At 69.7% G+C, this 19318-nt stretch carries 18 protein-coding genes; 9 read left to right on the top strand and 9 right to left on the bottom strand.

What is annotated here, in order from left to right:
* Nucleotides 1-53 precede the first annotated feature (53 nt).
* The 3 genes from ACLF6J_RS10340 to ACLF6J_RS10350 all read right to left on the bottom strand — a co-directional run bounded on the left by ACLF6J_RS10340 (nucleotide 54) and on the right by ACLF6J_RS10350 (nucleotide 3912).
* Nucleotides 54-1058, bottom strand: a complete 1005-nt coding sequence (locus ACLF6J_RS10340) for an ABC transporter permease (protein WP_047523881.1) — start codon at nucleotides 1056-1058, stop codon at nucleotides 54-56.
* Nucleotides 1058-2359 carry a quaternary amine ABC transporter ATP-binding protein gene (locus ACLF6J_RS10345; RefSeq protein ID WP_047523880.1) on the bottom strand — a complete coding sequence of 434 codons (1302 nt, stop codon included), beginning with the start codon at nucleotides 2357-2359 and terminating at the stop codon, nucleotides 1058-1060. The genes ACLF6J_RS10340 and ACLF6J_RS10345 overlap by 1 nt, the downstream gene beginning before the upstream one ends.
* Before the next feature lie 353 nt (nucleotides 2360-2712).
* On the bottom strand, nucleotides 2713-3912 hold the full coding sequence (locus ACLF6J_RS10350) for a class I SAM-dependent methyltransferase (RefSeq protein WP_208526496.1): 1200 nt from the start codon (nucleotides 3910-3912) through the stop codon (nucleotides 2713-2715).
* A 104-nt stretch (nucleotides 3913-4016) separates the two neighbouring features.
* Here ACLF6J_RS10350 and ACLF6J_RS10355 point away from each other — a divergent pair, with 104 nt between their 5' ends.
* The 4 genes from ACLF6J_RS10355 (at nucleotide 4017) to ACLF6J_RS10370 (ending at nucleotide 7261) form a co-directional block, all read left to right on the top strand.
* A complete protein-coding gene (locus ACLF6J_RS10355) occupies nucleotides 4017-4406 on the top strand; it encodes a GntR family transcriptional regulator (RefSeq protein ID WP_134352664.1) in 390 nt (129 codons plus the stop codon).
* Nucleotides 4403-5317, top strand: a complete 915-nt coding sequence (locus ACLF6J_RS10360; protein WP_134352663.1) for an ABC transporter ATP-binding protein — start codon at nucleotides 4403-4405, stop codon at nucleotides 5315-5317. The genes ACLF6J_RS10355 and ACLF6J_RS10360 overlap by 4 nt, the downstream gene beginning before the upstream one ends.
* The gene (locus ACLF6J_RS10365; protein WP_134352662.1) at nucleotides 5317-6003 is read left to right on the top strand and encodes a hypothetical protein; all 687 of its coding nucleotides are present in this window, start codon (nucleotides 5317-5319) and stop codon (nucleotides 6001-6003) included. The genes ACLF6J_RS10360 and ACLF6J_RS10365 overlap by 1 nt, the downstream gene beginning before the upstream one ends.
* Before the next feature lie 148 nt (nucleotides 6004-6151).
* The gene (locus ACLF6J_RS10370; protein ID WP_134352661.1) at nucleotides 6152-7261 is read left to right on the top strand and encodes an FUSC family protein; all 1110 of its coding nucleotides are present in this window, start codon (nucleotides 6152-6154) and stop codon (nucleotides 7259-7261) included.
* A gap of 58 nt (nucleotides 7262-7319) precedes the next feature.
* Here ACLF6J_RS10370 and ACLF6J_RS10375 read toward each other — a convergent pair whose 3' ends face one another.
* Nucleotides 7320-7538, bottom strand: a complete 219-nt coding sequence (locus ACLF6J_RS10375) for an SCO4848 family membrane protein (RefSeq protein ID WP_134352660.1) — start codon at nucleotides 7536-7538, stop codon at nucleotides 7320-7322.
* A 112-nt stretch (nucleotides 7539-7650) separates the two neighbouring features.
* Here ACLF6J_RS10375 and ACLF6J_RS10380 point away from each other — a divergent pair, with 112 nt between their 5' ends.
* The 4 genes from ACLF6J_RS10380 to ACLF6J_RS10395 all read left to right on the top strand — a co-directional run bounded on the left by ACLF6J_RS10380 (nucleotide 7651) and on the right by ACLF6J_RS10395 (nucleotide 12999).
* Complete coding sequence (locus tag ACLF6J_RS10380) at nucleotides 7651-8277, top strand: RNA polymerase sigma factor (protein WP_231555072.1); 627 nt, start codon at nucleotides 7651-7653, stop codon at nucleotides 8275-8277.
* Complete coding sequence (locus ACLF6J_RS10385) at nucleotides 8274-8729, top strand: hypothetical protein (protein WP_134352659.1); 456 nt, start codon at nucleotides 8274-8276, stop codon at nucleotides 8727-8729. The genes ACLF6J_RS10380 and ACLF6J_RS10385 overlap by 4 nt, the downstream gene beginning before the upstream one ends.
* Nucleotides 8730-8785: 56 nt before the next feature.
* Entirely contained in the window at nucleotides 8786-10354 is a 1569-nt protein-coding gene (locus ACLF6J_RS10390) for a S8 family peptidase (RefSeq protein WP_134352658.1), read from the top strand.
* Between the two features lie 194 nt (nucleotides 10355-10548).
* On the top strand, nucleotides 10549-12999 hold the full coding sequence (locus ACLF6J_RS10395) for a CHAT domain-containing protein (protein WP_134352657.1): 2451 nt from the start codon (nucleotides 10549-10551) through the stop codon (nucleotides 12997-12999).
* A 247-nt stretch (nucleotides 13000-13246) separates the two neighbouring features.
* Here ACLF6J_RS10395 and ACLF6J_RS10400 read toward each other — a convergent pair whose 3' ends face one another.
* Genes ACLF6J_RS10400 through ACLF6J_RS10420 form a run of 5 tightly spaced genes read right to left on the bottom strand, consistent with a single transcriptional unit; the run spans nucleotide 13247 to nucleotide 17725 of the window.
* Entirely contained in the window at nucleotides 13247-14023 is a 777-nt protein-coding gene (locus ACLF6J_RS10400) for a DeoR/GlpR family DNA-binding transcription regulator (RefSeq protein WP_047521766.1), read from the bottom strand.
* On the bottom strand, nucleotides 14023-14877 hold the full coding sequence (locus tag ACLF6J_RS10405) for a class II fructose-bisphosphate aldolase (protein WP_134352656.1): 855 nt from the start codon (nucleotides 14875-14877) through the stop codon (nucleotides 14023-14025). Before ACLF6J_RS10405 ends, ACLF6J_RS10400 begins: the two co-directional genes overlap by 1 nt.
* On the bottom strand, nucleotides 14874-15818 hold the full coding sequence (locus ACLF6J_RS10410; protein ID WP_134352655.1) for a 1-phosphofructokinase family hexose kinase: 945 nt from the start codon (nucleotides 15816-15818) through the stop codon (nucleotides 14874-14876). Before ACLF6J_RS10410 ends, ACLF6J_RS10405 begins: the two co-directional genes overlap by 4 nt.
* Nucleotides 15815-16807, bottom strand: coding sequence for an ROK family protein (locus ACLF6J_RS10415; RefSeq protein ID WP_134352654.1), 993 nt, complete (start codon nucleotides 16805-16807; stop codon nucleotides 15815-15817). The genes ACLF6J_RS10410 and ACLF6J_RS10415 overlap by 4 nt, the downstream gene beginning before the upstream one ends.
* Nucleotides 16808-16828: 21 nt before the next feature.
* Entirely contained in the window at nucleotides 16829-17725 is an 897-nt protein-coding gene (locus ACLF6J_RS10420; RefSeq protein WP_134352653.1) for an SIS domain-containing protein, read from the bottom strand.
* 322 nt (nucleotides 17726-18047) lie between these two features.
* Here ACLF6J_RS10420 and ACLF6J_RS10425 point away from each other — a divergent pair, with 322 nt between their 5' ends.
* On the top strand, nucleotides 18048-19292 hold the full coding sequence (locus tag ACLF6J_RS10425; protein WP_134352652.1) for an extracellular solute-binding protein: 1245 nt from the start codon (nucleotides 18048-18050) through the stop codon (nucleotides 19290-19292).
* The last annotated feature ends 26 nt before the right edge of the window (nucleotides 19293-19318 follow it).

A 19318-nucleotide genomic window follows, 5' to 3' on the forward strand; every position in this document is an offset into this window, starting at 1 on the left:
TTCTCTCTCTCAGTTCCGTATGGGTGTTGTTCCGTAGGAGTTATGGATAGTGCTCAGAGGGGGCCGCCGCCGACAGCGCTGCGTCGAGGAGCGACCGTCTCACGCTCCGCCTGATCCGCTGCATCCTTCCGGTCGGCGTCCTTCTCGGAGGCGGGAGCGGATGCTGTTCCGCTCCCTCCGCCGTTCGGCGTGCGGAGTCGCTCGATCATGCTGAGCAGCGAGGAGCGGTTCTCGCCGGGTGCCCCCAGCGCCGCCGTGACGCGATCGAGGAAGACCGCGATCAGCACGACGCCGAGACCGGCCTCGACGCCCTTCGGGATGTTGATCGTCGAGATCGCCTCGACCACCATCTTCCCGAGTCCGTCCGCGCCCGCCATTCCGGCGATGACCGCCATCGACAGGGCGAGCATGATGACCTGGTTGACGCCGGCCATGATGGTCGGCATCGCGAGCGGGAGCTGGATACCGCGCAGGATCTGCCCCGGCTTCGCACCGAACGCCTGTCCGGCCTCGACGGTCTCGGAGTCGACTCCGCGGATGCCGAGCTCGGTCAGACGCACGCCCGGGGGCAGTGCGAAGATCACGGTGGCCACGAGGCCGGGCACCACGCCGATGCCGAAGAACACGATCGCGGGGATCAGGTAAACGAACGCCGGCATGGTCTGCATGAAGTCGAGCACGGGCTTGAGCACCGCACGCACGGTGGCGTTGCGCGCCGACCAGATGCCCAGCGGCACGGCGATCAGCACGGCGATCACGGCCGCGACGAGCACGAGCGCGAGCGTCTGCATCGCGGGAACCCAGAGGTCCATCCCGACGATCAGTCCGAACGACACGATCGTGCCGAGCGCGAGCTGCCAGGACCGCACGATCCACGCGATGAGCGCGGCGATCACGATGATGACCGGGAAGCTCGGCGTGAGGAGGATGGTCGTCAACCCGTCGACGAGGAACCTCATCACGAACGAGATCGCGTCGAGCAGTCCGTCGAGGTTGTCCTTGATCCAGTCGACGACCGATTCGATCCAGGTCCCGATGGGAATGCGGAATCCGTCCATCAGCGCACCTCCTCCGTCGTCGGGGCATCCGCCGGTTCAGCGGTCCACCCGTCATCGAGCACCGCATCGATCTCGGCCTGCGGCATGGGCATCATCGGGAGGGTGATCTCCTCGGTCGCGCCCGGACCGGGGCCCAGCGCCGCGAGCAGGGTCACGCGGGGGATCACGCCGACCAGTCGACCTTCGGTATCCGTCACCGCGAGCGGCAACGGCGACTCGACGGCGGGCACGAACAGGTTCATCAGCACGTCGTCTTCGCGCACGCTCTGCGGCACCGGCTTGACGACGGAGTCGAGGGTGGTCGCGCCCTGGCGGACGAGCTTGACCGCGTCACGGTCGGTCACGACGCCGACCAGCTGCCGGTCGCGACCCACCACGTAGGTCGCCGACATGTAGGCATCACGCATCTGGCGCAGGGCCGTGCGGGGGCCTGCGGTGTGCGGCACGACGGGGCGCGGACGCTCCATCACGTTGGCCGCGGTGAGAACGCGGGCACGGTCCACGTCCTGCACGAACTGCTCGACGTAGTCGTTCGCCGGGTCCATCAGGATGTCCTCGGGCGTACCGATCTGCACGATGCGACCGTCGCGCATCACGGCGATCCGGTCCCCGAGGAACATGGCCTCGTTCAGGTCGTGCGTGATGAACACGATCGTCTTCTGGAGCTTCTGCTGCAGTTCGAGCAGCTGCTCCTGCATCTCGCGGCGGATCAGCGGGTCGAGCGCGCTGAACGCCTCATCCATCAACAGGATGTCGCTGTCGGCGGAGAGCGCGCGGGCGATGCCGACGCGCTGCTGCATGCCCCCGGACAGCTCGGAGGGAAGCTTGTCGCCCTGGCCCTCGAGACCGACCAGGGCGAGGATCTCCTCCGCCTTGGCCAAGCGCTCGGCCTTGGGCGTGCCCTTGAGCTCGAGAGGGTAGGCGACGTTCGCCGCGACCGTGCGGTGCGGCAGCAGGGCGAAGTGCTGGAAGACCATCGAGATGCGGTCGCGACGGATCTCGCGAAGCTTCGAGGCCGGGATTCCGGTGATCGGGTCACCGTTCACCGTGACGGAGCCGTCGGTCACATCATGCAGGCCGTTGAGCATGCGGATGATGGTGGACTTGCCCGATCCGGACAGGCCCATGATGACGAAGATCTCCCCGCGGTTGACGGTGAAGCTGGCGTCGATGACCGCTGCAGTGCCGGCGTCGGTCACGGCGGCTCGGCTCTCACCAGCCTTCAGGCGACGGACGGCGGTGTTCGGATTCTTACCGAAAACCTTGTATAGATTGCGCGCTTCGAGAGCGATTTCGGACACGTTTCCCCTGCGGCTCGCCTTCGGGTGGCTGAGCCTGCTTCGGTTACGTCCGGGTGATGCTCTCGAGGCCGTTCGACATGTCTGCTGTGGCGGCACAGACGGTGGATTTCGGATCCACCGCGATAGAGCATCGACCGTACGCCCACGCCTCTTCGCAGCACAGCTCATCGAAAGAAGGACGTGATCGCGGACTGGTCTTCGGGCCGTCAGGCCCACGTTCCAACGTAACGAAATGGCCGATCAGGGGCAAATCCCGGCGGCGCGACCACGTTCTTTTTCTTCCGCTGACCGGGGGATTGCACAGGTATCCAACGATCGCATAACGGGCATTCGCCGAGGGTCGAAACGCGCGCTCAGCGGCCCCGGACGCTGCGGGTCACGGTGAACTTCGGGGTGCGTCGGAGCTGTTCGGTGGCGCCGATCAGACGCGTCAGTTCGGCGCGGTACCCGAGGGAAGAGTTGTAGACCGTGAAGAGCTCGCCACCCGGCCGGAGCACGCGGGCCGCGGCGTCGAAGAGGCGGGTGGCGGCGCCCGTGTGGATGCTCGTGCCGAGGTGGAAGGGCGGGTTCAGCAGGACGATGTCGAACGAGCCGTCCGGCAGCTCGGACCCTGCGTCGTCGTGCATGACCGTGACGCGGTCGGCCACCCCGTTCGCGGACGCCGTCGCCCGCGCAGATGCCACGGCTGCGGCCGAGCGGTCGGTCGCGGTCACCCGTGCCTCCGGATGTGCGAGGGCGAACGCGACGCCGAGCGCGCCGGTACCGCAACCAAGATCGAGCACGCGTGGCCCCTCCGTCGCGTTCACAACTCCGGAAGAATCCTCGCCGCCCACCCCTATCGGGCCGTTTCGGGTCTGATTCCCGTCATTCTTCCTGAGTTGTGAACCACCCAGACCGAGCACTTCGCACAGCACCCGCGTGCCGATGTCGAGACGAGCACCCGCGAACGCGCCACCGTGGGCGACCAGGGTCAGCCCGTCGTGCTGGGCCGTCACGGGGAACGGCGGATCCGCGGGGACGGGAAGGGGTCCTGACGCGTCGATCAACCGGGACTTCCGCTCGGCGCGCTGCGCCTGCACGTGCGCGAAACTCCGCCCCAGCACCTCGTTCTGGGTGAGTGTCATGTGCTTCACCCGGCCGCCGGCCACGAGGACCACGTCGGGCGCGGCCCAGCGTGCGACGGCATCCGCGATCTCCTCGAGCTCCGCCAGTGATTTCGGGAGCTGCAGCACCACGAGACGCGCGCCTTCGAGCAGCGCGGGTTCGAGTTCGTGCGAGACGAACCCCGTGATCCCGAGCTCGTCGGCGTTCCGCTGCAGTGCGCGGCGCCCCGTCGCGAGGTCCTGGTGGACCCGGACACCGTCGAGCCCGGCGTCCGTCAGTGCCAGGGTGATCGCACCGAAGCCGTCACCGATGACCACGGTCTCGGACCCCGGAGCACCGAAGGCGCGCGCCCGGTCGACGAGCAGCTCATCCGTGGCATCGTGCGCCTGGAGGTTGTCCGCCTCGACATCGGGCCAGCGGCGCAGGCGGCTGTAAGGGAACTCCGGCACCAGCCCACTGTACGCGCGGACACGGTCGGCGAAGGGGTTGACACCGATCGAGGTTCTATGGTTACTTAGTCGAGTAAGTAACCCACTAACCACGCGGAGGACTCGTGATCGAAGAAGGCAAGCCGCTCTTCCTCCAGATCGCCGAGCAGATCGAGGACTCGATCGTCGACGGCTCGCTCGCCGAAGAGGCGCAGGCCCCTTCCACGAACGAACTGGCCGCGTTCTACCGGATCAACCCCGCCACCGCAGCCAAGGGAGTCGCCATGCTCACCGACAAGGGAGTGCTCTACAAGCGCCGAGGCATCGGCATGTTCGTCGCCGAAGGAGCCAGGGAGCTGCTCCTCGGCGAGCGCCGCGCCGCCTTCGCCGACCGCTACATCGACCCGCTCCTCGCCGAAGCCCGCACACTCGGGCTCGGCGCGGAAGACCTCGCGGACCTGCTCCGGCAGCGCGCCGCACACACCACCGACGCAGAAGGGAAGACCCCCGCATGACCACCGTCATCGAGGTGCAGAACCTCAGCAAGCGCTACAAGGAGAAGCGAGCACTCGACAATGTGTCGCTCGCGATCGAGGGAGGCGCGATCTACGGTCTGCTCGGCCGCAACGGCGCCGGCAAGACGACCCTCATGTCGATCCTCACGGCGCAGAACTTCGAGTCCTCCGGCACCGTCACGGTGTTCGGCGAGCACCCCTACGAGAACGCGCACGTGCTCAGCCGCATCTGCTTCGTGCGCGAGAGCCAGAAGTACCCGGACGACGCCTATCCGAAGCACGCTTTCAAGGCCGCGAGCCTGTTCTTCCCGAACTGGGACCAGGCGCTCGCCGATGAGCTCATCCAAGAGTTCCAACTCCCGATGAAGCAGACGATCAAGAAGCTCTCCCGCGGTCAGCTCTCGGCCGTCGGGGTCATCATCGGACTCGCCTCGCGCGCCGAGATCACCTTCTTCGACGAGCCCTACCTCGGCCTCGACGCCGTCGCCCGGCAGATCTTCTACGACCGTCTGGTCGAGGACTACGCCGAGCACCCGCGCACCGTCATCCTCTCGTCCCACTTGATCGATGAGGTGTCCAACCTGATCGAGAAGGTGATCGTGATCGACAACGGACAGATTCTCCTCCACGAAGACACGGATGCCGTGCGCGACCGCGCCGTGACCGTCGTGGGCGATGCCGCGAAGGTCGACGCCTGGGTCGGCGACCGCGAAGTGCTGCACCGCGAGGCGCTGGGCCGCGTGGCCTCCGTCACCGTCCTCGGCACCGTGTCGGCGGAGGAGCGCGCGGAGATCACGGCCTCCGGACTCGACCTCGCCCCGGTCTCGCTGCAGCAGCTGATCGTGCGTCTCACCCAGAAGGCCGAGGCCGGCTCCCCGAGATCGGCCACCACGAACGAGGAGGTGCGCTGATGCGACGCACGCTCAACGTCATCCGCCTGCAGATGATCAATCGACAGACCTTCATCTGGGTCCCGCTGATCATCCTCGCCGGAGCGACCCTGATCTCGGTGCTGATCTATGCGATGATCCCGGGCGACTCCCCCAAGTACGGCGGCGGCGGTCAGGCACCCCTCTGGTACTTCTTCGCCATCGGCCTCTCGGCCATGACGCTCACCTTCCCGTTCTCCCAGGCGATGAGCATCACGCGTCGTGAGTTCTTCTTCGGCACGATGCTGACGGCGGTCCTCGCCAGCACGTTCATGGGCGTCCTGTTCCTGATCGGCGGGGGCATCGAGGTCGCCACGAACGGCTACGGCGTGAACGGTTGGCTGTTCTACCTCCCGTGGCTGTGGGAGGCCGGCCCGCTCGGCGCGTTCGTCGTCTACTTCGCCCTCGCACTGTTCTTCTTCGTGGTCGGGTTCACGGGAGCCACGATCTACAAGAGCTGGGGCCTGATGGTGCTGACGATCGTGTGGATCACGCTGGCGCTCGTACTCGTCGGCCTGGTCTACCTCGTGACCCGGCTCGAGCTGTGGGGTCAGGTCTGGGCAGGGTTCGGCGACCTCGGAGCCGTCGGCCTCGCACTCTGGGGCCTCGTGGCCACCGTGGTTCTGATGGGCGTCTCGTTCCTCGCCTTCCGGAGGGCGATCCCCTAGCGAACCACCCGCCGTCGACGCCGATCGCCCTCCTCGGGCGGTCGGCGTCTTCGCGCGCTACCGGCACGTGCCCGTCGACGCAAGCCTGTCGCGGGCACGACGTCGACCGCATACTGTCGCGGTGTCCGCCGTCCGAGGAGAAGATGCCGTGACCTTGAGCCGACCCCGACTCCCCGCGCGACGCGTCGGAATCGCCCGCGCCCTGCACGATGCGGTCCGTCCGGCGCGGCTGCTGCTGGTGGCCAAGACCGCCCTCGCGGTGGCACTCGCGTGGCTGATCGCTCCACACATGCCCGGAGTCACGCAGGAGTATCCGTACTACGCCCCCCTCGGCGCGCTCGTGAGCATGTACCCCACCCTGATGGGATCCGCGAGGTCGAGCCTGCAGACGCTCCTGGGACTCGCCACCGGGATCGGACTCGCCACCGTGGTCGTGCTGACCGTCGGACCCAACTGGTGGACGATCCCCCTCGTCGTCGCCATTGGGGTGCTGCTCTCGGGAACGGGCTGGTTCGGGGCCGGACGCGAGTACGTGCCGATGGCAGCGCTCTTCGTGCTGATCATCGGCGGGCAGAACGCCGACGACTACTCGCTCGGGTACCTGACGCAGACCGCGGTCGGAGTGGTGATCGGGCTGGTCGTGAACGTGGCGATCGCCCCGGCGCCTCTCACCGTGGCCGCGGCGGGGCAGCTGGCCGCGTTCCGGGAGCAGTTGGCGACGCACCTGCACGACATCGGCTCGGCGGTCTCCACGTCGTGGCCGCCCGAGAACGAGCAGTGGGCGGAGGACGCGGAGTCGCTCGCCGACACCTCGGCCGAGCTCCGGGCAGCGCTGGCGGAGGCCGAGGAGAGCAGGCGGGGCAACCCCCGCGCGCGCGGGCATCGCACCCGCGTTCAGGCGAGCTATGCGGAGCTCGCCGCGCTCGATCGCATCGCCCACCTGATCCGCGACATCGCCGACGGGATCGCCGACACCATCTGGGACCGACCCGCGGGCATCAGCCTCGACTCCGCACTGCCCGAGCCTCTCTCCGCCGCCTGCCATGCGGTGGCGGACGTGATCGCGCGGGGCGATGCGTCATCGAGTGAGGATCACCGCGCACGTGAGGACGCGGCACGGGCGATCCGTATCCTCCTGGAGGTCATCGACGAACGCACGGTCGATGTGCGTCGCACGATGGGGCCGGGGGTGCTCACCACGATGCACCTGCGTCGCATCCTGATCCTGAGCGGCACTCCCCGCACGGAGCCGGCGTAGCCGCGTCAGATGGAGTCGTCGGCGGCGACGCGGATCGGAGTGCCGGGGCCCGGAGCGTCTAGAGCGCGCCGCCGAGAGCCGCGATGCCGGCGATCACCGACGCGAGAGCGAGCGCGAGGGCGATCGCGATGAGGACGACGTGCACCGTGAGGAACGGCGTGGCCTTGCCGTTCTCGTCCCGCGCCCGCGGATCCTTGGCGACCCGCTTGTAGAACTGCGGCCAGACGACGGCGTTGAAGGCGGCGTTGAGGAAGAGCAGAACGGCGAGGAGGGTCACCTCTCAACGCTATCCGCCTCCGCCGACCGGGGCGAAGCGAGGGTTTTTGGACTCGGACATGTATCAGAAAGCCCTTGCCGTGCTCCTGGTAGGTGTGATCACAATGGGCTTCATGATCGACGGTGCACCCGGCGCTGCGCTCGATCCTGCCTCGGACGACGGGCTCTCCCGATGGGAGCGCGCCGCGAACCTGTTCGATGCATGGCGCGAGGGCAGCAGTCGCGCCATGGACGAGCTCGTACATCTCATGACACCCGTGCTGTGGCACGTGGTGCGGGCGTACGGGCTCGAACGCACGCTCGCGGAAGATGTCGTGCAGACGACCTGGCTGCAGCTGGTGCGCGGGCATGAATCGATCAGCGACCCCCGCGCCGTCTCCGCCTGGCTGACCACCACCGCCCGGCGCGAAGCCTGGAAGGTCGCGAAAGCGCACGGACGCGTCGACACCACCGACACCGACGACCTCGACACCCTTCTTCCCGAGCAGGCGTCTGCCGAAGAGCACGCGGCGCGCGGCGATGAGAACCGTCGGCTCTGGTCGGCCGTGCGCCGACTCAACGAGCGCTGTCAGAAGCTGCTGCGCGTGATCGCCTTCGAAGACCGACCCGACTACGCCCGGATCGCCGGCGACCTCGCCATGCCCATCGGCAGCATCGGCCCCACACGGAACCGGTGCCTGGCCAAGCTGCGCGCCCTGCTGGACGCGCCACCGGCGGCGCAGACAGGGGGACTCGCATGACCGAGCACGAGGACGCCCAGATGTTCGCCCGACTCCGCACACTGTGGAGCGAGGTCGATCCGATGCCGGCGGGACTGATCGACCGCATGGTCGCCGCGGTCGCCGCCGACGGCCTGAACCGCGAATACGCGCTGCTCACCCTGGTCGAAGGGGAGCTCAGCGCGGTGCGCGGCGGGGCCGATGCGCTGACCCTGCAGTTCAGCGACGGCTCGACGAGCATCCTGCTGCACGTCACACGGACGGCTTCCGGTCGGCGCCGCGTCGACGGGTGGGTCGACACCGCGGCAGCGGAGATCGTGCTGACCCAGGGTGAACGGACCCGATCGACCGCGCCCGAGGAGACGGGGCGCTTCGTGTTCGACGAGGTGCCGCCCGGGCTCACGCGCGTGCGGCTGACGACCCAGATCGGGGACGAGACGCGTACGCTCGCGACCCCGCAGTTCGAACTGTGACCGCGGGCACCGCCCGTCGATGATGCCGCGGGGAGACCCGCACCGAGAGGATGACGATGGAGCAGCCCAAGGGATGGACCTGGCAGGACCGCGCAGAGGGATCGATCCGCCGGGGCACGGCACTCGATCCGAGCACGGAGCCGGTGGACGGGATCCGCGCCTATCCGACGGCCTACCTGCCCGAGCGACTGCTGATCACCCGCGCGCTCGGAGACGATGAGGCCTACGACCGCGAGGTGCGCACGCTGCGTGACGCGGCGGACACCTTCGGCTGGCAACTCGAGATCGAGGACGGCAGCCGCTCGGCGATCGACGGCGAACTGGTTCCGGGCGTTCCCGGCTTCCTGCGCGCACGACTGCGGACTCCCGACGAACCGGTCCGCGGCGAATCACCCGTGGCACCCGACGCCTGGCGGGTGCTCCAGCGCGCCCGCCGCATGTCCCGCTCGACGATGCCGCGCACCAGCCTCGATCATGTGCTGTCGATCGACCCGGTCGGGCTCAATCCGTTCACCCGCACCAACCCCTTCACGCGGACGAACCCGTTCACCCGCACCAACCCGATCCGGGGCGCGGGCGCGGCCGGAGGCAGCGATGACTACCTCGAGCCGGGGCGAGGGGCACGACAGCCGGTGACCTGGCTGGGCCCGGCGCCCGTGCGCGGTGCCTCCCCGAAACGCGGGCGCCGACCCGTGGTCGCGGTGCTCGACACCGGATGCGGAGAGCATGCCTGGCTTCCCGCCGACATCGTCACCCGCACGATCGACCTCGACGGTGTGCCGGTGGGACTCACGGACGATGCCGACCCGGAACGCTACCCCGACCTCTACGGGCAGCTCGACGGCGAGATCGACGCGGTCGCAGGGCACGGCACCTTCATCGCGGGACTCGTGCGACAGACCGCGCCGGACGCCGACATCCTGTCGATCCGCGTGGCCGGTGCTCTCGGCGTGATCGACGAGAGCACCCTGCTGGAGACGATCGCGCAGGTCGTCACGCTCCTCAGCCGCCATCGCGCCGACCCGAAGACCGGCTTCCCGATCGACGTCCTCAACCTCTCGCTCAGCTACTACCACGAGACACCGACCGACGGCCTGTTCAGCCTCACCCTGTTCCAGCTGCTCGCCAAAGCCCGGGAACTCGGCTGCGTGGTCGTCTGCTCCGCGGGCAACGACGCGATCGACCGCCCCTCCTTCCCCGCATCGCTCTGGCCCTGGCCGGGCGCGGACAACGGCATCCCCTCGGACCAGAATGCACCGCTCGTGTCGGTCGGGGCGCTGAATCCTTCCGCACAATCGGTGGCGTTGTTCTCGAACATCGGGCCGTGGGTGCAGGCCTATGCGCCCGGTGCCGCCGTGGTCAGCACCTCACCCGCGTTCGTCGGCGGCACCCAGGCGGCCTCCCGCGCGGATGTCGACGGCCTTCGCCGGGAGACGATCGACCCCGACGACTACCGGGGCGGGTTCGCGGTGTGGAGCGGAACGTCGTTCTCGGCGCCGTACGTCGCGGGGCGCATCGCCGCACAGCTGGGCAGCGTACCGATCGGGGGCGTCACGCCGGGCGTCGCCGCGAAGGCCGTCGCCGCCGTCCTGAAGTCCCTCCCGACTCCCGTCGACCCGCACTGACGCGCCCCGGGCCGCACCGCCCGCGCCGCCCGCACCGCCTCGCGGTACGGATGTCGGGGCGATTCACGGATGGCAGGACGACACGCCGTCGCACGTCCGACATCCGTCCGTTCTCCCGACATCCGTCACTGATGTGCGGCCGGCTCTCCCGACATCCGTAGCGAGACGGCCCCCGGGCAGGGCATTCTGGAGCGATGCCCCTGTCCGCGATCGAGCTGCACCGACGTGGCGTCGAGGCGGCGAACGCGAGGAGGTTCACACAGGCGCGGCGCGCGCTCGAAACCGCCTCGGCGCGCACCGACGACCCCGACCTGCGCGCACGGATCGACGGCACGGTGGCGTACGTCCTCGCCCAGAAGGGACAGCCCGCGGCGGCCGAGCAGCTGTGCCGGAACGCCCTGGGGCGCTCCGGGCTCCGCCCCGAGACGATCGCGGTGCTCAGCGGTCAACTCGGCACGCTCCTCATGCACGGCGGCCGACTCGCGGAGGCGGAGGCCATGCTCACCCGCGCGATCGACACGTTGACGGCGATCGGCGACGAGACGACCGAGCTCGCGAACTGCCTGCTGAACCGCTCCGTCGTGCGGATGCAGCAGCGCGAGCTGGAGACGTGCGTCGAGGACCTGCGTCGCGCCGTCGCGGTGTACGAGGCGAACGACGACGAGGGGCCGCTCGCCGAGGCCCGGCACAACCTCGGCTACGCGGCACTCCTCGGAGGCGACCTCGTCACCGCCCTCACGCAGATGACCCGTTCACGTCCGAAACTCGCGGCGATCAGCGACCTCGCCGCGGCGATCAGTGACCTGGATCGTGCCGAGGTGCTCCGCGATGCGGGGCTCACCACCGAGGCGGAGGCGCTGCTCGCCCAGGTCGCCGCCGAGTTCGGGGCGCAGCGGATGAGGCAGGCCAGAGGCGAGGCCGAGTTCCATCTCGCCCGCTCGCTGCTGCGCCACGACCCCGCCGCCGCGGAACGGGCGGCCCGGACCGCGGCGCGGCGCTTCACCGCGCTCGCGAACCACGGATGGGCGGCCCGCGCCGACGCCGTACGGCTGGAAGCAGGGCAGCGCGCCCACCCGCATCGCGCGATCGATGCGGACGAGTTCGACCGCGTCGCGAAGGCTCTCGACCGTGCAGGATTCCGCACCGAGGCGACCGGTCTGCGGCTGAGTGCCCGCCGAGACGGCCGCGGGCGCCTGCCCCGGCTCGACGAGAACGCTCCGACCCCGCTCCGCCTGCGCGCCCAGGAAGTGCGCGCAGCGCGAGCCACCTCGGCCGGACGCGACCGGGAGGCTCTGCGTGCTGCCGCGGCCGGACTCGACCTCCTCACCACCTGGCAGCAGTCTTTCGGTGCGCTCGACCTGCAGGCGTCGGTGGGCATGCACGGCAGCGACCTGATGTTCGCGGGGCTCTCCGCCGCGGCGAGACTGAAAGAACCGGAGACTCTGTTCGAGTGGTCGGAACGCGCACGACACCTCAGCCAGCAGGTCGCACCGGTCCGGCCTCCGCATGACGAATCCCTCGCCGTCGATCTGGCGGAACTGCGGATGCTGCGCGCCGAGCTCGCCGGCGTCGACTGGACCAGGGATGCCAGGGTGCGGGCCCTGCGCGACCGGGTGCGAGAACGCCAGTGGACCATGACCGGGTCCGGCGGCACCCGCGAACGACTCGACCTCGCGGAGGCGACAGCGCGACTCGCCCCCGGCACCACGGTGCTCTCCTATGTGTTCACGGGTTCCACCCTGCACGGCATCGTCGTGGCGTCTTCGGGAGCCACGGTCGTCGACCTGGCCTGGACACGCGTGGAGGCGGCGCTCGACGGTCTCCGCGCCGACCTCGACATGGCCGCGCTCACTCGGGGCGGGCTGATGGGGGCGGTGACGGAGCGGGCGCTCGCCTCCCGCCTGGCACTCCTCGATGCGGAGGTGCTCGCTCCCCTGCTTCGGGCGGCGCCTCCCGCGGATCGGCTGGCGATCACCGTGCCGGGTGCCCTCGCCGGGGTGCCGTGGGCGATGCTGCCCGGCATGATCGGCGTACCGTTCACGCTCGCGACGTCGGTGTCGCGCCTGCTGGCCGGACCCGCACGTGGCGATTCTCCTCCGCGGTCGATCGGTTTCGCCGCCGGGCCCCGGGTCGCTCGGGCAGGAGATGAGGTGTCGCGGGCAGCGGCAGCCTGGCGCAGCGCAGACCGGACGCCGGACATCCTGGAAGGAGCGGAGGCGACCGTCGCGGCCGTGACCGAACTCGCGGCGCGCACCGACGTGCTGCACATCGCCGCGCACGGTCGGCACGCGGTGGACAACCCCCTGTTCTCGGGGTTCGAGCTCGTCGACGGCACCCTCTTCGGCTACGACGTCGACCTGATCCCACGCGTCCCCGCGACGGTGATCCTGTCGGCGTGCGAACTCGGCCGCTCCTCGGTGCGCTGGGGCGAGGAGGCGTTGGGCATGACCCGCGTCTGGCTCCACGCGGGTGCCGACTGCGTCATCGCCGCGCCCGTGGCGGTCCCGGATGACGTCGCCGGAGAACTGCTGAGCGCCGTGCACACCGGTCTCTCCGCCGGCGCGGCTCCCGCCGATGCGCTCACGCGGGCCGCCCTCGACACCGGCCACACCGCGCCGTTCCAGTGCCACGGCGATGGATTCTGACCTTTTTCTCCAATCGGTGTATCAGAACGGACGCCGCGTGCTCCTGTTCTTCGGAAGGTGCCATGCGAAGGGCCTCGAAGGGAGAGGCGCGAGGGAGGCGCAGTCGGATCTGGGGAATCATGCGCGCTGGGGAGCGTGAAACACGACACGGACACCATCTGCTCGAGGATGACGCGGCACACCGCCGCGACACCCTCAAGGGGCCTCGACGATCTGGGGACGTCGGGGCCCTCAGGGTGTCCGGGGTTCAGGCGACCAGCACCGCGTACCCGGCGGCACGCAGGCCGGCGAGCGCTTCGGCATCGGCCCCCGCGTCTGTGATGACGGTCGGGAAGAGGTCGACGCCGCCGACGCTCGAGAAGGCCTCCACGCCGAGCTTGCTGGCGTCGGTCACCACGACCGCGCGGCGGGCACGCTCGGCCATCATCCGGTTCACCGCGGCCTCGCGCTCGTCCTGCGTGGTCGCACCGGCGACCGCGTCCATCCCGTTCACGCCGATGAACGCGATGTCGAGGCGCACCCCCCGGAGGAGCTGCTCGACGAACGGCCCGACGAGTTCGTAGCTGCGCGAATGGATGACCCCGCCGGTCACGACCACCTTGATGTCGGGCCGCGTGGCGAGCTGGGCGGCGATGTTCACGGCGTTCGTCACGACCGTGATGCCGCCGTTCCCCGACAGGTCGTCGCGGGCGGCGAGCGCGGCGGCGATGGCCGTCGTGGTCGTGCCGCCCGAGAGGCCGACCACCATGCCGGGCGCGACGAGACCGGCCGCGACCTGAGCGATGCTGGCCTTCTCGTGCGTGCGCAGATGGCTCTTGTACCGGATGGGCAGCTCGTAGGCGACGGTCTGCGCCACGGCACCACCGTGCGTACGAGTGAGCAGACGCTGCTCGGCGAGCGTGTCGAGGTCGCGCCGGGTCGTGGCCGACGACGCGCCGAACCGTTCCACGAGCTCGTCGACCGTGACCTCTCCGCTCGCGGCGAGGAGATCGAGGATCGCGTTCAGCCGGGCAGCGCGTTTCATCAGGACACCGCGCCGACGGGTTGCAGCGCGAACAGCCGGAGCATCCGCGCAGCCTCCTCCGCGAGTGCGTCGCGGGCGGGGGCGAGGTACTTGCGCGAGTCGACCAGCCGCTCATCCGCCCCGAGCTTCTCGCGCACCGCGCGGGTGAAGAACCCGTTCAGGTGCGTCGAGACGTTGATCTTGGTCATCCCCGTACGCACGGCTTCGGCGATCACGGCATCCGCGACTCCGGACGATCCGTGCAGGACCAGGGGAACGGACAGCGCCTCATGCAGGCGACCGATCAGTTCGAGGTCCAGCGAGGCCGTGCGATCGGTCATCGCGTGCGAGGATCCGACCGCCACCGCGAGCGCATCCACCCCGGTCGCGGCGACGAAGGCCCGCGCCTCGTCGGGGTCCGTGCGCACACCCGGCGCATGGGCACCGTCCTTGCCGCCCACCTCGCCGAGCTCGCCTTCGACGTACACACCGGCCGCATGAGCACGAGCGGCGACGGCGGCGGTGAGTGCCACGTTGTCGTCGTAGGGCAGCGCACCGCCGTCGAACATGACCGACCCGAAGCCGAGCGCGATGGCTTCGTCGACCAGTTCCGGCCGCTCGGCATGGTCGAGGTGCACCGCCACGGGGGTCTCGGCGCGCCGGGCCACGGCGAGCGTGGCCAGTGCGATGGGCTCGAGCCCGCCGTGGTAGTCGGCGCAGTTCTGCGAGATCTGAAGGATGACGGGCAGCTGAGCGAGCGCGGCGGCGCGCACCAACCCCTCGGCCGTCTCGAGGTGGATCACGTTGAAGGCGCCGATGCCGGTCCCGGCGGCAGCAGCCGCAGAGACGAGGTCGCGAGCGGAGACGAGGGTCACGAAGGGTCCTTCCGGAACGAAGCGGAGTCGGGATACGAGAGGAGGAGCTGCCGTTCGAGCTCAGTCCAGCGGGGCGAGATGTCCCCGGCGAGGGGTGTCAGCACCGCGGCGGCGGACCACGCGGTCGCCCGGCGCAGGATCTGCTCGGGATCGCGCACGCCTTCGGCGTACAGCACGGCGCAGGCGGCGACACCCGCGTCACCGGCCCCGGTCGGGTTGCCGGCGAGGGGTTCGTCGAGGCGCGCGTGCACGAGCGCGGATGCCGTGACGGCGAGCATCCCCTCCGCGCCGAGCGAGAGCAGCACGAGCTCGGTGCCGCGGGCGATCAGCGACCGCGCACCCGCCACCGGATCCGTGATGCCGGTGGCCTCGACGAGTTCTGCCGCGTTGGGCTTGAGCACGGTGGCACCGGCGTCCGCCGCCCGGAGGAGCGCGGGACCGGACGTGTCGACGATGACCGGCACACCGGCGTCCCTCCCCACCGCGATGAGCATGGGGAGCAGGGAATCCGGGGCGCCGGGTGGCACGCTCCCGGAGACGACCAGCACCCGTGTTCCGGGGAGCCGCTCGACGACTTCGGCGAGCAGGGCGGCCCACTCGGGGTCGGTCGGGTTGCTGCCGCGCTCGTTGATGATCGTGGTGTCGCCGAGCGACTCGTCGACCACGGCGATGCTGCGTCGGGTCTCTGCGACGACGGGCACCAGGGCGTGCGGAACGCCGCTGCCGCGGAGTTCGGCCGCGAACTCCTGACCGACCCTTCCGCCCGTCGTGGTGACGGCGAGGACATCCGCCCCCTCGGCGTGGGCCACGCGTGCCACGTTGAGCCCCTTGCCTCCCGCTCGGGCCGCACCCGCGTCTGCACGGTGCGTGCCGCCTTCGATGAGGCGGTCGACCCGCCAGGTGAGGTCGAGAGCGGGGTTCGGGGTGACGGTCAGGATCACGTGAGCTCCCTGGCACGCAGGCCGGCGCCGAGCAGACCGGCGTTCCCGGAGAGCTCGGCGGGCACGAGGACGGGAAGGCGGTGGAAGCTGAGGCGTGCAGCCAGGCGTGTGCGCAGCTCGTCGAAGAGGGCACCGCCGGCGCGCGAGAGCCCGCCGCCGATGACCACGGCCTCGGGAGCGACCACGGCGGTGAGCTGTGCGAGCGACATCGTCAGCGCATCGAGGGCGGAATCCCAGATCTCCGCGGCGACCTCGTCTCCGGCCGCAGCTCGGGCGATCACATCCTTCGCGCCGTCGGGGGTGACGCCGGTCGCCTCACGGTAGCGTCGGGCGATCGCCCCGGCGGAGGCGACGGCTTCCAGACATCCCCGCGCTCCGCAGGCGCAGATCGGGCCGTCGGCGATCGGCGAGTGACCGATCTCCCCCGCGTACCCGCCGGCCGTGTGGGGGATCCCGCCGATCAGCAGCGCCCCGGCGATCCCCGTGCCGATCACGAGCACGACCGCGTCGGCGTAGTCGCGGGCACCGCCGAGGCGACGCTCCGCCCAGCTCGCCGCGCGGACGTCATGGTCGAACCCCACCGGCAGACCGAGGCGTTCGGCAGCGAGGTCACGCAAGGGGGAGTCGTGCCAGCCGAGGTTGCTCGCGAACACCCCGAGCCCCGCTTCCGCATCGACGATTCCCGGAACGACGAGCCCCACCGCCTGGGGCACCACGTCGGGATGCGCGGCACGCAGCTCCTCCGCGAGCACCTCGAGACGTTCGAGCAGCACCTGGGTGCGGTCGCCGTCCGCGATCGGCGTGGGCGTACGACGGAGTCCGAGGGCGGAGCCATTCGCATCGAACAGCGCCGACTTGATGTCGGTGCCGCCGACGTCGAACGCCAGCACCGGCGCCCCCGCGCCGAGCGTCCGCACGGCCGCGAGCGCCTCGCCGGTGGCGTCGCGCACGACGTCGGGAACGGCGTCGGCCCCGTCAGCTCGGGTCATGGTCGGCTCCGGCGGCGTGCGTCATGCATCCAGGATGACGGATCGCGTGAGGTTGCGGGGCTGATCGGGGTCGAGCCCCCGCACGACGGCACGGTCGAGAGCCGTGCGGTGCAGGCGCACGAGGTCGGCGAGCGGGTCGATCCCCCGCTGCTCGAACCGGGCGCCGGTGGCCTCCACCTGAGCGGAGAGTCCCTCCGGGGCCGTGCCGAACTGCCACGTCACGCGTCCGGGCGCCGCGATCGCGATCGGGCCGTGCCGGTAGTCCATCGACGGGTACGCCTCGGTCCACGACTGCGACGACTCGCGCAGCTTGAGGGCGGCCTCATGCGCGAGACCGATCGTCCATCCCCGCCCGAGGAACGTGTACTGCTCCGCGTCGCGCAGCTCGTCGTCGCCGGGCTCGGCCAGCACGGCGGTCGCGTCGGCGATCGCTCCGGTGAGGTCTTCACCGAGCGAGGCGCGGAACAGCGCGAGCGCCGTCGTCGCGAAGCGCGTCTGCACCACCGACTGCTCGTCCGCGAACGGGAGCAGGACCGCCTCGTCGACGAGGGAGACGAGAGGGGAGGTCGGGTCGCCGATCACGCCGATCGTCGGGATGCGCCCCTTGACGCGCTCGACGAGCTCGAGCACCTCGGTGGTCGTGCCGGAGCGGGTGAGGGCGACGACCGCGTCGTAGCCGCGGTCGATGAAGGCCTCCGAGGCGGCGAACGCATCGGTCTCGCCCTGCCCGGCGGTCTCGCGGAGAGCGGCGTACGACTGCGCCATGAACCACGACGTGCCGCAGCCGACGACCGCGACGCGCGCACCGGCGGCGGGAAGCAGGCCCTGCTCGGCCTTCAGGTCTGCGGCCGTGGCCCAGGTCTGCGGCTGGGAGTGGAGCTCTTCGCGCATGTGCGCGCCGGGCAGTGATGCAGTCATCGGGGTGCCTTTCTGGCGAGAAGTTGCGTACTTGTGATTGTTTGAGGCTTGATCCGATCATAGTATGGCGCAAAGGAACATCAACTCCAGGTTCTGCTTGATTTGTTTGTTCCCTTGACAAATAATCGGAAAAGTTCCAACGCCTCGACGTCGATCCCATCGATGCCGAGAACCCCGAGCCCCGGCTTGAACGATCGCGATGCCATCCGGCGAAGCGGTCACCACGCACTGTCGCGTGATGTGCTTGCGACTGTGCACCACACCCCCTCCCGAAGCGGCCCGCCGCCAGGGAGGGACTCTCACAGTGAGGAATGCAATACACATGAAGAAGTCACTGCGGTTCGGCGCCGCCGCCATTGCGGCCGTCGCCACGCTCTCGCTCGCTTCGTGCGGGTTCGGCGGATCGTCCGGAGACAGCGGAGGCGGAGACGGTTCGACCACTCTCGACCTCCTCGTCCCGAGCTACTCCGACGGCACCAAGGCGAACTGGGAGACGGTGATCGACGGGTTCGAGAAGGCCAACCCCGACATCAAGGTCAAGCTCGAGGTGCAGTCGTGGGACAACCTCGAGAAGGTCGTCTCCACCAAGATCCAGGCCGGCGAGGCACCGGACATCTACAACGGCGGTCCGTTCGCCGGGTTCGTCGGCGACGAGCTGCTCTACCCCGTGAAGGACGTCGTCTCGGAGGAGACCTACTCCGACTTCCAGGACTCGTTCCTGAAGAACGCCGAGGTCGACGGCACCGCGTACGCTCTGCCGCTGATCGCATCCGCCCGCGCCCTGTTCGTCAACAACGCCCTGCTCGACCAGGCCAGTGTCGAGGCTCCGACCGACTGGGACTCGCTGCTGGATGCCGCGACCAAGGTGTCCGCGCTCGGCGGCGGCGTCGCCGGTTACGGGATGCCGCTCGGGTCCGAAGAGGCACAGGCCGAGGCGGCCGTGTGGCTGTGGGGTGGCGGCGGATCGTTCGGCGATGCGTCCGAGATCACGATCGACACCCCGGAGAACCTCGTGGGTGCCGAGCAGATCAAGAAGATGATCGACGCCGGCGCGACGCAGGCCGACCCCGGCTCGACGCAGCGTTCTCCGCTGATGGACATCTTCATCCAGGGCAAGATCGGCATGCAGGTCGGCCTCCCGCCGACGGTCGGCCAGATCGCCGAGGGCAACCCGGACCTGGACTACTCCATCGTCCCGATCCCGACGAAGGACGGCTCGCCGTTCACGCTCGGCGTCATGGACCAGCTGATGGCGTTCCAGAACGACGATGACAAGAAGGAAGCGATCACCAAGTTCTTCGACTACTACTACTCGGCAGACGTCTACGTGCCGTGGGTGCAGGCCGAGGGCTTCCTCCCCGTCACCAAGTCCGGTGCCGAGCAGCTCTCCGGCGAGGAGGCTCTCAAGCCGTTCCTCGACGTGCTGCCCGACGCCCAGTTCTACCCGTCGACCAACCCGAAGTGGTCCGCCGCCGACGGTGCGTTCAAGTCGCTGTTCGGCCAGCTTCAGACGAAGCCGGCACAGGACGTGCTGACCGAGATCCAGGCGCAGGTCGACGCGGGCTGAGCCCGCTGACAGGAGAGGTTCGGGTA

Origin of the sequence: Microbacterium sp. IO18 (assembly GCF_049099505.1) — a bacterium.
GTDB classification, from domain to species: Bacteria; Actinomycetota; Actinomycetes; order Actinomycetales; family Microbacteriaceae; genus Microbacterium; species Microbacterium aurugineum.